At 72.0% G+C, this 13,929-nt stretch carries 9 protein-coding genes and 1 pseudogene; 6 read left to right on the top strand and 4 right to left on the bottom strand.

From position 1 onward, the window contains the following. Positions 1–91: 91 nt before the first annotated feature. The 3 genes from AOK17_RS21105 to AOK17_RS21095 all read right to left on the bottom strand — a co-directional run bounded on the left by AOK17_RS21105 (position 92) and on the right by AOK17_RS21095 (position 3,479). Positions 92–1,117, bottom strand: coding sequence for an EamA family transporter (locus AOK17_RS21105; protein ID WP_055614073.1), 1,026 nt, complete (start codon positions 1,115–1,117; stop codon positions 92–94). A gap of 103 nt (positions 1,118–1,220) precedes the next feature. Further along, complete coding sequence (rox, locus tag AOK17_RS21100; RefSeq protein ID WP_055614072.1) at positions 1,221–2,801, bottom strand: rifampin monooxygenase; 1,581 nt, start codon at positions 2,799–2,801, stop codon at positions 1,221–1,223. A gap of 195 nt (positions 2,802–2,996) precedes the next feature. Beyond that, positions 2,997–3,479: an Lrp/AsnC family transcriptional regulator gene (locus AOK17_RS21095; protein ID WP_055614075.1), complete on the bottom strand. Its 483-nt coding sequence runs from the start codon at positions 3,477–3,479 to the stop codon at positions 2,997–2,999. 140 nt (positions 3,480–3,619) lie between these two features. Here AOK17_RS21095 and AOK17_RS21090 point away from each other — a divergent pair, with 140 nt between their 5' ends. Further along, on the top strand, positions 3,620–5,158 hold the full coding sequence (locus tag AOK17_RS21090) for an MFS transporter (RefSeq protein ID WP_079053183.1): 1,539 nt from the start codon (positions 3,620–3,622) through the stop codon (positions 5,156–5,158). Positions 5,159–5,189: 31 nt separating this feature from the next. Here the strand turns inward: AOK17_RS21090 and AOK17_RS52330 are convergent, their stop codons facing one another. Next, a complete protein-coding gene (locus AOK17_RS52330; protein WP_245697261.1) occupies positions 5,190–8,654 on the bottom strand; it encodes an FAD-binding and (Fe-S)-binding domain-containing protein in 3,465 nt (1,154 codons plus the stop codon). A 190-nt stretch (positions 8,655–8,844) separates the two neighbouring features. On the opposite strand from AOK17_RS52330, the pseudogene AOK17_RS53970 reads away from it, so the two are divergent. The 5 genes and pseudogenes from AOK17_RS53970 to AOK17_RS21060 form a co-directional block, all read left to right on the top strand. Continuing rightward, positions 8,845–10,063, top strand: a pseudogene (locus AOK17_RS53970) (sensor histidine kinase); the annotation flags it as partial. Positions 10,064–11,180: 1,117 nt separating this feature from the next. Further along, a complete protein-coding gene (locus tag AOK17_RS21075; RefSeq protein ID WP_055614074.1) occupies positions 11,181–11,594 on the top strand; it encodes a roadblock/LC7 domain-containing protein in 414 nt (137 codons plus the stop codon). Further along, positions 11,591–11,947, top strand: a complete 357-nt coding sequence (locus AOK17_RS21070; protein WP_055614071.1) for a DUF742 domain-containing protein — start codon at positions 11,591–11,593, stop codon at positions 11,945–11,947. Before AOK17_RS21075 ends, AOK17_RS21070 begins: the two co-directional genes overlap by 4 nt. A 109-nt stretch (positions 11,948–12,056) precedes the next feature. Continuing rightward, positions 12,057–12,740, top strand: coding sequence for a GTP-binding protein (locus AOK17_RS21065; protein ID WP_107102461.1), 684 nt, complete (start codon positions 12,057–12,059; stop codon positions 12,738–12,740). Next, the coding region (locus tag AOK17_RS21060; RefSeq protein ID WP_055614070.1) for a cytochrome P450 at positions 12,737–13,929 on the top strand (1,193 nt) is incomplete at its 3' end. The genes AOK17_RS21065 and AOK17_RS21060, both read left to right, overlap by 4 nt.

Here is a 13,929-nt window from a genome sequence, read left to right as displayed (position 1 = left end):
GGGGAGGAGCCGGTCGGTCGGCGGCGCCCGGGCCTCTCGCCGCCGGGGCGGTGTCCAGCGGCGCTCGGGTCCCGCCTCCCCCGGGCTGCGTCTAGGAGTCCAGCCCCTTGGCCCTGCCCCGGCCCACCTGGGTCCGTACCGCACCCATGCTCGCCGCGATGACGAGGGTGATCGCCAGGGCTTCCGTCATGGAGAGGGTCTGGCTCAGGACGAGGAAGCCTGCGATGGAGGCGACGGCCGGTTCGAGGCTCATGAGGACGGCGAAGGTGGAGGCGGGCAGGCGGCGGAGGGCGAGGAGTTCAAGGGTGTAGGGGAGCACGGAGGAGAGGACGGCGACGGCGGAGCCCAGGGCGATCGTGGTCGGGTCCAGCAGTTTCGTGCCCGACTCGACGAGGCCGAGCGGCAGGAACAGCACGGCCGCGACCACCATGGCGAGCGCCAGCCCGTCGGCCTGCGGGAAGCGTCGGCCCGTACGGGCACTGAAGACGATGTACGCGGCCCACATGGCGCCGGCCGACAGGGCGAACGCGACGCCGACCGGGTCGAGGCTGTCGAAGCCTCCGCCGCCGAGGAGGAAGACGCCGCCCAGGGCGAGACCGGCCCAGACGAAGTTGAGGGCGCGGCGGGAGGCCACCACCGAGAGCACGAGGGGGCCGAGCACTTCCAGCGTGACGGCCGGACCGAGCGGGATGCGGGCGACCGACTGGTAGAAGAGGCCGTTCATCGCGGCCATCGTGATGCCGAAGACGACGACGGTTCCCCAGTCGACGCGTGAGTGCCCGCGCAGTTTGGGGCGGCAGACCACGAGCATCACGATCGCGGCGACCACGAGGCGGAGCGTGACGACGCCCAGCGCTCCGGTGCGCGGCATGAGCGTCACGGCGAGGGCGCCGCCGAACTGGACGGAGATGCCTCCGGCGAGCACGAGTCCCACGGGGCCGAGGGCCCGGATCCCTCGCGGGCCGGCCGTCGAGCCGACCCCCGGGTCGGATACGGGGGTCGGCCCGGCGACGGCGGCCGTGGGGTCGGTGACCGACGGGGACCGGTCAGCGCTGGGGATGTTCACGGGGCCGTCCAGGGAGGTTCGGGTCGAGAGCTGTTGTACGTTGCAGTGCATCGTGATGAACTTGCCGGTCCAGGGTAATGGACCCAGTCAGGGCTGTACAACAGTTTTGCGGCTTACGCTGCTGTGAAATGTCCTGAGTGACCTGGCGCCGGAATCAGTTGGCTGGTTTGCCGAACCAGCGGGAGAGATGCGCGTCCAGGTCCTGCTGGTCGTCGCCGATCCAGGCGACGTGGCCGTCGGGGCGTAGCAGGAGACACGGAACATCCAGTGCCGCGGTGGGATCCGCGCGGTGGTCGACCCGGTCCGACCAGCCGCCGACGGTCAGGTGTGCGGTGCGGTCCAGCAGGAGGCCGCGGCCGTGATGCAGCAGACCGTAGAGGTGGCCCTGTTTCACCTCGATGTCGCGCAGGCGGCGGCCCAGCAGGTCGGGGCCGTCGCCGAAGTCGTAGCGGATGCCGATCGCGGTGATCTTCTCGATCAGACGGCGGTTCACCTCGTCGATGTCCATCAGTTCGGTGAGCAGCCTGCGCAGGGCCTGCGGGCCCGGTTCGGGGGAATGCAGTTCCATCTGGGCGCGGGTGTTGTCCAGCACGTCCTCGGCGACCGGATGACGTTCGGCCTGGTAGGTGTCCAGCAGTGTTTCCGGCGCCCAGCCGCGGATCTGTGCGGCCAGTTTCCAGCCGAGGTTGAACGCGTCCTGAACGCCCAGGTTGAGGCCCTGTCCGCCGGTGGGCGGATGGATGTGGGCCGCATCGCCGGCCAGTAGCACCCGCCCGACCCGATAACGCTCGGCCAGCCGCGTGGCGTCCCCGAAGCGGGACAGCCAGCGTGGGGAGTGCACACCGAAATCGGTTCCGGCGATGGCCCGCAGCTGCTGTTTGAAATCCTGAAGGGTGGGCGGTTCCGCGCGATCGGCTACGCCCGCGGCGGGGACCACGACGCTGTACGCCCCTCCGCCGAAGGGCCTGAGCCAGAATCGCTTGTTGGTCTCACCGATTTCGCTCACCTTCGCGGCGATCCCCTCCTGCGGCACCGCCACTTCCATCTCGCCCATCAGCGTCTCGGTCCGCGAGGGCTCGCCGGGGAAGCCGACGCCGAGCAGTTTGCGCACCGTACTGCGCCCGCCGTCGCAGCCGACGAGGTAGCGGGTACGCAGCTTTTCGCCTCCCCCGCCGGGTACGTCCTCGCTGGCTGGGCTGCTGCCCCCGGTGGCCAGCTCGACGGTCACACCCTCGTCGTCCTGCTCGAACCCGGTCACCGCACAACCGCGCCGGACCTGCGCGCCCAGTTGGATCGCGTGCTCTTCGAGCAGGCGGACGATGACCGGCTGCGGGATGCCCAGCAGATAGGCGTGCGCGGAATCCAGGCCCTCGGGCGCGGGTTTGCCGATGCCGGCGAAGAATCCGGCGGCCGGACGCCGCCTTCCGTGTTCGAGAACGCGGTCCAGCAGTCCGCGCATCGCCATCAGCTCAAGACTGCGAATGTGCAGACCGACGACGCGGACGAACGACGCGGGCTCGGTTTCCTTCTCCAGAACGAGTACCCGCACATCGTGCAGCCGCAGTTCGGCGGCCAGCATCGCGCCGGTCGGCCCGCACCCGGCGATGATCACGTCGAATGTGACCGAATCCGACGCGGTACCCGTATCCGACGCCACATCCGACGCGGTTTCTGTATCCGTCGCCGTGTACGTATTCGTCGCCGACGGCTCGGCGGTGAACTGTGGTGAGTTCATAGGTGTTGCCTTTCAGGAGTGCCTTGTTGGCAAGGCGCTCCCGGCGACACCTACGTCAATCGCCGGCCGTGACGGGAAGCGTGACGGGAAGGGGGAGCACCCATATCGATAGAGCGTTCATGGGTCTCACCTCCTCGGGCGGTGTCACGGTCGCCTGGAAGCTACAAGCCCGGGCATCATCCGGTCCAGCCCTTTTCATCCGTTGGCCAGGCGGTGCAGGAGGGACCGGGGGCGGTAGGGGATGACCTCGGCCAGTGAGATGGCGGTACTGGTCCGGTCGACGCCGTCGATGGCGAGGATCGCCTTGGTGATGCGGTGCAGGTCGGTGGTGTCCTTGGCGACGACGTGCGCGAGGAGGTCGGCGTCGCCGGTCGTGTAGTGGACCTCGATGACCTCGGGGAGGGCGAGCAGTCCCTCGTGGACGCTCTCGGGCTCGGCCTGGCTCATCGTGAGCGACATGAACGCCACCAGGCCGTATCCGAGGGCGGCCGGATCGACGCGGCGGCTGAAGGGCTTGAGCGCGTCCTCGGCGGCCATCCTCCGCAGCCGCGCGTGAACGGTGTTCCGGGCCACGCCCAGGGTCTGGGCCAGGGCGAGGATCGTGGCGTCCGGGGCCTCGTCCAGGGCCAGGACGATCCGGGCGTCCAAGGCGTCCATCAAGGGGTCCGTCACTGTCATGGTGTGCATTTTGACACCCAGAATCCATTCCGTTGAGCATCTGTCGCACTGGATTGGGCCTGTATTGCGCGGATGACATGGGCTGTGGTCAAGGTGGTGAGGCGTTCCGCCCCCCTCCGCCCCGACGAAGGACCGTTGCCATGGCCTTGAAGACGCGCCCCACGGGCACGGGCGCTGGCACGGGCGTTGGCGCTGGGACGGGCGTTGGCGCTGGCACCGGCACCGGCAGCTCCTGGATCGTCGTCGTGTCCGCCGGGGTCGCCGCCGGGCTGCAGGTGTGGAAGCTGCCGCCCGCCATCCCGTTCCTACGGCAGGATCTGTCGCTGACCTTGGTCCAGGCCGGGACCCTGCTGGGGATCATCCAGCTGGCCGGGATGCTCGGTGGACTGGCCATCTCGCTCCTGGCCGAACTGATCGGCGAGCGCCGCTGTCTGAGCGGGGGGCTGGTCCTGCTGTTCCTCGGATCGGCCGGCGGCGGCTTCGCCTGGTCAGCAGGCTCGCTGCTGAGCTCCCGGGCGGTCGAGGGTGCCGGTTTCATCCTGGTGGTGGTGACCGGCCCTGGGCTGATCCGCCGCAGCACCCCACCTGGCCGCCTCACCACGGCCATGGGCTTCTGGGGCGCCTACCAGGGCATCTCCACCTTCGCCGGACTCATCACCGGCGCGTTTGTCCTGCAGGTGGTGCCGTGGCGGGTGTGGTGGTGGGCGATGGCTGTTCTCGTACTGGTGCCGCTGCCCTGGGTCCTGGCCCGCGTTCCCCGCGACGAACTGGCTTACGTTTCCCGCGACGGCCTGGCTTACGTTCCCCGGGTCGTCCCGGGCCGCGTTTCCCGCGACGACCTGGCTTACGTTGCCCACGACGTCCCCGGCCGCGTACCGCACGACATCCCGGTCGGCGTTCCCCGTGACGTCCCGGTCGGCGATCCCGGCGACATCCCGGCCGCCCGTGTTCCCCGCGAAAACGCGGGCGGTGGCCGAGGCGCGGCGTCCGCCCTCGCCCGCATCGGCCGTACCGTCCGGGCCCCCGCTCCCTGGGCGGCCGGCCTCGTCTTCGCCTGCTACACCCTTCCGTGGATGGCAGTGGTCGGGTTCCTGCCCACCATCTACCGCGACGGCGGGATGGCGGGCAGCTGGCCGGGCGTCCTCAGCGCGGTTGTCGGCGCGGCGAACGCCATCGGCTCGATCACCACCGCGGCACTCATGAAACGCGGCCTTCCCGCCCGCGCCCTCCTCGTCCCCGCCTTCGCCCTCATGGCCACCACATCCCTGCCGGCCTTCGCAGTCGACTGGCATACCGTCCCCGCGGGTACCACCTGGCAGTTCCTGTGCGTCGTGGCCTTCTCGCTGACCGGCGGCGCGATACCGGCCACCTTGCTGCGCATGATCGGTGAACTGACACCGACAGGCGGCTCCGCCCCCGCCACCATGGGCCTGATCCAGCAGCTCTTCAACACCGGCAGCTTCGTCGGTCCCGCCCTCGCCGCGTGGCTGGCCACCCGCACCGGCGGCTGGCACTCCACCTGGTGGATGACCTGTGCGTGTGCGGCAGTTGGCATCGCCCTCAGCCGCTGCCTCAGGACCCGGGTCACGGCTCCGGTGGCGGCCCCGGCCCCGGCGGGAGACAGGACGACCACCCTCACCGCGGACGGCACCACTGACAGCGGCGCGCCGCAGGCTTGATCTGCACCACGCCTGGATATGGGGGCCGTGCCTAGTTCTCGGAGTCGTCCAGCCCCTCCGCCAACACCTCCGCCAGGTGTCTGCCCTTCCGGCCTCCGAGCTGTTCCAACTGTTCCAGTTGGGTGCGGCACGAGAAGCCGTCCGCCAGGACCACCGGTTCCTCCCCCGCCGCCCGGACCGCGGGCAGCAGCTGTTCCTCCGCGCAGGCCACCGACACTTCGTAGTGCCCCTTCTCGAAGCCGAAGTTGCCCGCCAACCCGCAGCAGCCGCCGGAGAGTTCACCGGTCAGGCCCGCTGCCGTGCGCAGGCGGCGGTCCGGGGCGTCGCCGAGAATCGCGTGCTGGTGGCAGTGGGTCTGACCGACGACAGGGCGGTCCAGGCGGGGCGGCGTCCAGTGCGGGGCGTGGCGTTCGAGCGCCTCCGCGAAGGTCAGGACCGCCGACGCCACGCGCTGGGCACGCGGATCGTCGGGCAGCAGCTCGGGCAGGTCCGTACGCAGGGCGGCAGCGCAGCTGGGTTCGAGGACGACGATGGGCGGGGGCTCCCCGGGGACGGACGGATCCCCGAGCGGGTGCAGCAGGTCGAGGGTCCGGCGCATCACCTTGCGGGCGCGGTCCAGCTGGCCCGTCGAGACATAGGTCAGACCGCAGCAGACCCGACCGCGCGGAGCCACCCGCGGGACGGCCGACAGGTCCGGGGCTGTCGGCAGGTCCGGGACGGCCATCGGGTTCGGGACGGCCGACGAGTTCGGGGCGACCGGCGGATTCGGGACGGCCGACGGATTCTCGACATCCGGCGGACTCGCAGCGCCCTCCGGATTAGCGGCAACCGGCAGGTCCGGGGCAGCCAGCAGGTCCGGGGCGACCGGCGAGTTCGGGGCGACCGGCGGATTCGGGGCGACCGGCGGATTCGGGGCGACCGGCGGATTCGGGGCAGTCGGCGGATTCGGGGCGACCGGCGGATTCGGGGCAGTCGGCGGAGACGTGGCGGCCGACGAGTTCGGGGCAGTCGGCGGAGACGTGGCGGCCGACGAGTTCGGGGCAGTCGGCGGAGACGTGGCGGCCGACGAGTTCGTGACGGCCAGCGGACTCGCAGCGCCCTGCGGAGTCGCGTTGACCCGCACTCCGTCGCCGGACGTCCGGCCCGGTAGCGGCCTCGGCCTCTGCTTCGATCCCACGGCCGGCCTCCGCCGAAGCCACCCGCCCACCGCCCGCACCCGCAGAAGCCGCCTCTCCCTCGGCGGCCACGGCAGGACTCTCAGCCCCGCCGCCTCCAGGACTCGCGTCGCCGCCTTCCCGACGGACGGTGACAGGTGTTCCGTGAAGGTGTCCGGCCAGAGGACGACCGTCTTGGGGAGGCCGCCGTCCGGGTGCTCTTCGTGCTCGACGTGGCCCGCCCGCGGCTCCTGCCGTGCCTGCGCCCTGGCTCTGCGGCCCCACCACCGGGTGAACGTCTCCCCCGCCACCCGCGGGATCTCCCGCTCGGGCGCGATCCCGCCCAGCCGCTTGGCGACGGCCGCCAACGGACGTACCGAAGCGAGGAAGTTGACCGGGCCCGCAAGGCGCAGGCGGGACACCGTCGCGAGCCAGACCGGCAGCCAGCCCATCGTGTAGTGCGCGGCCGGTCGCCGACGGCCTTCGTAGTGGTGGTGCAGGAACTCCGCCTTGTACGTGGCCATGTCGACGCCGACCGGGCAGTCGGAGCGGCAGCCCTTGCAGGACAGGCACAGGTCCAGCGCGTCCCGGACCTCCGTGGACGCCCAGCCGTCGGTGACGACCTCGCCCGCGAGCATCTCGTGCAGCAGGCGGGCCCGCCCGCGCGTGGAGTGCTCCTCCTCGCCGGTCGCGCGGAAGGAGGGACACATGACGCCGGAGCCCGGACCGGCCGTCTCCGTGCGGCACTTGGCGACGCCCACACACCTGCGGACCGCCGCCGAGAAGTCCCCGCCGTCGTGCGGATAGCCGAAGGCCACGTCCACCGGCTCACGCGGGAGGACGGCGAATCTCAGGTTCTCGTCCAGGGCGGCGGGCCGGACCAGCATTCCCGGGTTGAGCAGATCGTCCGGGTCCCACACCGCCTTGACCCGCTCGAAGAGGGCGACCATCTCCTCCCCGTACATCTTCGGAAGCAGTTCGGCCCGGGCCTGTCCGTCGCCGTGCTCTCCGGAGAGGGAGCCGCCGTGGGCGACGACCAGCTCCGCCAGCTCCTCCGAGAAGAGGCGGAAGCGGCCGATGCCCTCGCGGGAGAGGAGATCGAAGTCGATACGTACGTGGATGCAGCCGTCCCCGAAATGCCCGTACGGCGTGCCGCGCAGGCCGTGGGAGGTCAGCAGCCCTCTGAAGTCCCGCAGGTACGGGCCGAGTCGGGCCGGGGGCACCGCGCAGTCCTCCCAGCCGGGCCAGGCCTCGGTGCCGTCCGGCATCCGGGTCGCCGTGCCGCTCGCGTCCTCGCGGACGCGCCACAGGGCCCGCTGGCCGGCCGGGTCGGTGACCACGAGGGAGTCGACGACGTCCGCGGCACGCACGATCGCGTCCGCACGCGCGCGTGCCTCCGCCGCCGTCCCGCCGCCGGTCTCCACGAACAGCCAGGCGCCGCCCCTGGGCAGGCCCGCGTCCGCCCGTACGAGATCGGCCGCCATGCCCTCCACCGTCAGCGGCCGGTGCGGCAGCAGGCCCGCGGCTGCCTCGGCCGCCGCGCTCTCGTCGGCGTAGGCCAGTACGGCCAGCGCACGCGCGCGTGGGGCCTCGACCAGCGCGACGACCGCCTCCGTCAGCACGCCGAGGGTGCCCTCGGAGCCGCAGAAGGAGCGGGCGACGTCGGCGCCCTTCTCGGGAAGCAGCGCGTCCAGCGCGTACCCCGAGATCCGGCGGGGCAGGTCCGGGAAACCGGTGCGCAGCCGCCCCAGCTCGCCCTCCACCAGGGCCCGCAGCCCCTCCGGAGCGCCCGACCAGGACCTGCCCGGTGACAGGAACTCGCCCCTCGCCGTCACCACGGACAGCTCGCGCACGCTGTCGGCCGTCGTGCCCCAGGCCACCGAGTGCGACCCGCACGAGTTGTTGCCGATCATCCCGCCGAGCGTGCACCGGCTGTGGGTCGACGGGTCGGGCCCGAAGCGCAGGCCGTGCGGCGCGGCCATCTCCTGGAGGCGGTCCAGGACGACGCCCGGCTGGACCACGGCCGTGCGCGCCTGCGCGTCCAGGGACACGACGCGGTTCATGTGGCGGGTGAAGTCCAGCACCACACCCGTGCCGGTCGCCTGTCCCGCGATCGACGTACCACCACCGCGCGCGACGACCGGGACGCGGAGACGGGAGCAGACGGACAGCGCCGCCGCCACGTCGTCGGCGTCTCTCGGGGCGACCACGCCGAGCGGCACCCGCCGGTAGTTCGACGCGTCCATGGTGGTCAGCGCCCTCGCCGTCACGTCGAAGGCGACCTCTCCGCGCACGGCTTTCCGCAGCTCCGACCGCAGCTCCCCGAGATCCATTTCCGTCATGCCTCCAAGAATGCCCCCCGTCACTGACAGTGACCCCCGGCGGACGAAGGAGGGCCGGCCCCCGGATTGGGGACGACTTGTGAAAGCGGGCACGAATCCTGCCCGGTCCGATCACGAACTCCCATATAGTGACCGCCAGTTGAGCACCAGGTGTCGCATCCCGCCCAGGACACGACCGAGGACACGATTCATGACCGCGCCCACCCCGCAAGCGCGCCCCACCCCAGATCGGCCGTCCCCAGCGCACCTCGGAGGCGAGCGACCACGCCTGCGTGCCGTCGTGCTCGCCCCGCTCCTGGCCGCCGTACCGGCGGCGCTCGCCGTCGGCGCCGCGGTCGCCCTGGCCCCCGCGTCGGTGCGCGTGCCCCTCGCCTGGGGCGGCAGCGCGGGCGTCATCCTGCTGTGCGCGGCCGTCGCCCTGGCGAGCCGTTCCATGGCGACCTCGCGATTACTCGTCCGCCGCCTCGAAGCGGTGTCCCAGGAGGCCGGCCGGCTGCTCCAGGAGCACGCCCGCCTCACCGAGGAGTCCGCGCGCGAACGCGCGCGTCTGACGGACGAGCACACCCGCGAACGCGCCCGCCTCGCCGAGCAGAACACCCACCAGAAGGTCCGCCTGGCCGCCGAACTCGACCGGGAGCGCGTCCGCCTCGGCGCCGAGCACGCGCGCGTGGCCGACGAACTGCGGCAGGCCCGGACCGACCGCTCCGCCGCGATCTCGGCAGCCGCCAACACCGCGGGCCGGCTGCAGGCCCTGGCCACGAGCATGCTCGCCGACCTGCGCGCCATGGAGGAGCGGCACGCCGACGAGGACGTCCTCACCGACCTCCTCCACCTCGACCACCGCACCGCACAGGCGGGCCGTCTCGCCGACTCCGTCGCCGTCCTCGCGGGCGCGCGCTCGGGCCGCCGCTGGGCGCGGCCCATCGTCATGGAGTCGATCCTGCGCGGCGCGATGGGCCGGATCAGCGGCTACCAGCGCGTACGCGTGCACTCGTCCAGCGAGGCCGCCGTCGCCGGGCACGCCGCCGAGGGCGTCATGCACGCACTCGCCGAAATCCTCGACAACGCCGCGAACTTCTCGCCTCCCACGGCCGAAGTGCACGTCTACGTAGAGGAGGTTCCGGCCGGAGTCATCGTCTCCGTGGAGGACAGCGGGCTGGTGATGGGCGAGGTGCAGCTGCGCCGCGCCGAACGCGCAGTCTCCGGCGAGGAGGCGGAACTCGGCGGCCTCAGCGGCACCCGGCTCGGCCTCGCGGTCGTCGGCCGCCTCTCCCGCAAGTACGGCCTGAAGGTCTCCTTCCGCCCCTCCGCACGCGGCGGCACGGGCGTCCTGATGCTCATCCCGCAGGACATCCTCGCGAGCCCGGCCGCGACCGCTACGCAAACGCCGACTCCTACGGCTACGCCTTCGCCTTCGCAGGCTCCGACTTGGACGCCTACTTCTGCTTCCTCTTCGGCTTCGGCTTCGGCTTCCTCTTCGACGTCGGCTTCGATGCCTACTTCGGCCTCGACGTCGGCTACGAAGCCGACGTCGACGGCCGGCTCGGCTCCGGAGGCTGCTCCGACGCCGACTTGGGCCTCCACCGCGACTCCGACGGCGCCCTCGACAACCGGCGATGCCCCGACGTCGGCTTGGGCCTCGTTCTCGTCCTCGGCGTCTGACTCAGCGTCAACTGCGGCGACTGCATCGGCTCCGAGCCAAGTACCGGCCACGCCCCAGGCACCGGCCGCACACCCGGCCTCGGCACCCGGCCCGGCCGTGGCCTGGGTCCCGATTCCGGCCACGCACGACGCCCCTGAGGCCCATGGCGCCAATGGGGCCAATGGGGCCAATGGGGCCAACAGAACCCATCGAACGCATGGTGCTCACCGTGCCCCCGACACCCACGAGGCACACGACACCCACATCGCCCGTCACGGTCACGAGCCCGAGGCGGCCGACCCGGCGTCGCAGTCCTGGCCCCAGCCCCAGCCCTGGCCCCGCCCCCAGCAGTCGTACGCCGCAGCGCACGCCCTCTCCGACCTGGACCCGGAGCCCGTGCCGGCCCACGGCTCCCCGCTCCAGCCCGTGGTCGCCGACCCCCTCGTCAGCCTCCCCAAGCGCCACCGGGGCCGCACCCTCGCCGAGGCGGAGGCCGAACTGGAGGCCCAGCGCTCCCGCAACAGACCCCCGGCCGCGCTCAACAGCCGTACCGACTCCGACGGTTCCGCCGGTACCGACAGTGCCGACCGCTCCGGCACCCCCTACTCCCCGGAGGCCCCCGGCGAGGCCCCCGGCTCCGGGCCCGACGACGTGATGACCCGCGCCGCCCGCTTCAGCAGTTTCCGCCAAGCCGTCCGAGGGACGTCGGCGGAGGAGCCCGTACAAGCCCGTACCAGCCCTGCCACCTCCCACCCGGAAAGCGACCCCACTTCATGACCGGCCCCACCGGCCCCATCGGCAGCACGGCAACGGCCGCCGTCGCCGCATCCGCATCCCTCACCACCCACTCCTCCGCTTCCACGGAGGAGAAGCTGACCTGGCTCATGCAGGGCATGCTGGCGCGCACCCCCGGCGCCCGGCACGCGCTCGTGCTCTCCCGGGACGGCCTGAAGCTGTGCCGTACGCCGGAACTCTCCGTCGACCAGGCCGACCAGCTCGCCGCGATCGCCGCCGGTATCCAGTCGCTGTCCCACGGGGCGTCCATGGAGTTCGGGGACGGCACCGGGGGCGTACGGTCGGCGATGGCCGAGTTCTACGGCGGGGTGCTGTTCATCGTGGAGGCGGGCGAGGGCGCGCACTTGGCCCTGGTCACGGCCGAGGAGGCGGACCCGGGGCTCGTCGGGCACAACATGGCCGAGCTCGTGGAACAGCTCGGCGAACACCTGAGTTCACAACCTCGTACGTCACTGAGTTCACAGCCCCATACGTCACTGAGCGCGCAGCCACGTACGTCATGAGCCGGCCGGGCAGGGACGACGCGCCCGACCGGCTCTACACCGTCACGCAGGGGCGCAGCCGGTCCACGCCCGGAACCCCGTTCGACCTGGTGACCCTGGTCGTGGCCGAGAGCGCCGCGGTCCCCGGCATGCAGTCGGAGCACGCGGCGATCCTGCGCCTCGCCGAACGGCCCACCGCCGTCGCGGAGGTCGCCGCGGAGCTGCGGCTGCCGGTCAGCATCACGAAGATCCTGCTCTCCGACCTCCTCGCCGAGGGCCGCGTCAGCGCGCGCCACCCGCGCAGGGCCGAAATCGCCGGCCGCCCCGATCCCGACATCCTGGAGCAGGTGCTCGTTGGACTCCGCAACCTCTGAACCGACCGCCGCCACCGTCGTCGTCCGAACTCCGGACACCGGTACGTCCGACGCGCCTGCCCCCGAGGACCAGGCGCCCGAGGACCGCGCACCCGAAGCTCGTACGCCCCTGCAGGCGTCCGCCGACAACGGGCTGAAGATCGTGGTCGTGGGCGGTTTCGGCGTGGGCAAGACGACGATGATCCACTCGGTGAGCGAGATCCGTCCGCTCAGCACCGAGGAGACGCTCACGGGGGCCGGCGGGACGGCCGACGACATCAGCGCGGTGCCCGGCAAGTCCCAGACCACCGTGGCCTTCGACTTCGGCCGCATCACGCTCAGCGCGCGCACCGTGCTGTACCTCTTCGGCGCGCCGGGCCAGGAGCGGTTCTGGTACCTCTGGGACCGGCTCTTCACCGGCGCGCTCGGCGCGGTCGTCCTCGTCGACACCCGGCGTATCGACGACTCCTGGTACGCCATCGACCGGCTCGAACGCCTCGGTACGCCGTTCATCGTCGCCCGCAACGACTTCGGCGGCCCCGCCCACCCGCTCGAACAGGTCCGCGACGCCCTCGACCTCGCCCCGCACATCCCGCTCGTCGACTGCGACGCACGCTCCCGCGACTCCGGCAAGCGTGTCCTGATCACCCTCGTCGAGCACATCAAGAGCCTGTACCTCGCCGAGGACCCGCAGGTCATCGAGAGGGTGCGGGCCGCCAGGAGTCCGTACGCGGCCGAGGGCGCCGCCGGTACGCCGCAGGACCAGGTCACCGCACCCGCGGTCACCACACCCGCACCGGAGTTGACCCAGTGAACCCCGACCCCGTACGCCTCAACGGGCCCCGGTTCCTGGCCGAACCCGCCGAGCTGTACCGGGAGTTGAGGCGCGAGCACGGTGCCGTGGCGTCGGTGCTGCTCGACGGGGACATCCCGGCGTGGCTAGTGCTCGGCTACCGCGAGCTGCACCAAGTCACCGGGGATCCCGTGCTGTTCAGCCGGGACTCCGGCCTCTGGAACCAGTGGGACCGCGTCCCCGACGGCTGGCCGCTGCTGCCGCTGATCGGACGCGGCCAGCCGTCCATCCTCTACACCGTCGGCGAACGCCATCGCGAGCGGGCCGCGATGGTCAGCGACGCCCTCGAAGCCGTCGACGCCTTCGAACTGCGCACCCTCGCCGAGCGGTTCGCCGACGAACTGATCGACGCGGTGTGCGCCAAGGGCGCGACGGACCTGGTCGCGGACTACGCGGCCCTGCTCCCCGTACGCGTCCTCGCCACTCTCTACGGCTTCGCCGACGAACAGGGCCCCGGGCTCGTCGCCGCCCTGAACGACATGGTCGACGGCCACGAGGACGCCATCGCCGGGCAGTTGCACGTGGCCGCCGCGATGGCCCACCTGGTGGCGGACCGGGCGGCGCGGCCCGCGGACGACGTGGTCAGCCGGATGCTCGCGCGGGGACACGCGGGAGGGCGTGGCGGAGGGGGCACCGGCGGCTTCACGCACGAGGAGATCACCCAGGACCTGATGGTCATGATGGCCGCGGGGCACCAGCCGACCACCGACTGGATCGGCAACTCACTGCGGCTGATGCTCACGGACGAGCGGTTCGCGGCCTCCCTCTTCGGCGGGCGCCGCAGTGTCGCCGAGGCCATGAACGAGGTGCTGTGGGAGGACACGCCCACCCAGAACGTGGCCGGACGCTGGGCCGCCCGCGACACGCGGCTCGGGGGTCGGGCCGTACGCGCCGGTGACCTCCTGCTCCTCGGCCTCCAGGCGGCCAACCACGACCCCCAGGTCCGCACCCACAGCTCCGCCCTCACCGGTGGCAACAGCGCACACTTCTCCTTCGGCCACGGCGAGCACCGCTGCCCGTTCCCGGCCCAGGAAATAGCGGAGGTAATAGCCCGCACAGCCATCGAGGTAGTCCTGGACCGCCTCCCGGACATCGACCTGGCCGTCCCCGCCAAGTCCCTGACCCGCCGCCCCTCCCCCTGGCTACGGGG

The sequence above is a fragment of the Streptomyces phaeochromogenes genome, assembly GCF_001418655.1.
Taxonomy (GTDB): Bacteria; Actinomycetota; Actinomycetes; order Streptomycetales; family Streptomycetaceae; genus Streptomyces; species Streptomyces phaeochromogenes.
This window is presented reverse-complemented; position numbering and strand designations above follow the sequence as displayed.

Bases quoted from the DNA above. Each gene is read 5' to 3' on its own strand.
- AOK17_RS21105 (WP_055614073.1), bottom strand. From the start codon at position 1,117: ATGCACTGCAACGTACAACAGCTCTCGACCCGAACCTCCCTGGACGGC.
- rox (WP_055614072.1), bottom strand. From the start codon at position 2,801: ATGAACTCACCACAGTTCACCGCCGAGCCGTCGGCGACGAATACGTAC.
- AOK17_RS21095 (WP_055614075.1), bottom strand. From the start codon at position 3,479: ATGACAGTGACGGACCCCTTGATGGACGCCTTGGACGCCCGGATCGTC.
- AOK17_RS21090 (WP_079053183.1), top strand. From the start codon at position 3,620: ATGGCCTTGAAGACGCGCCCCACGGGCACGGGCGCTGGCACGGGCGTT.
- AOK17_RS52330 (WP_245697261.1), bottom strand. From the start codon at position 8,654: ATGACGGAAATGGATCTCGGGGAGCTGCGGTCGGAGCTGCGGAAAGCC.
- AOK17_RS21075 (WP_055614074.1), top strand. From the start codon at position 11,181: ATGCAGGGCATGCTGGCGCGCACCCCCGGCGCCCGGCACGCGCTCGTG.
- AOK17_RS21070 (WP_055614071.1), top strand. From the start codon at position 11,591: ATGAGCCGGCCGGGCAGGGACGACGCGCCCGACCGGCTCTACACCGTC.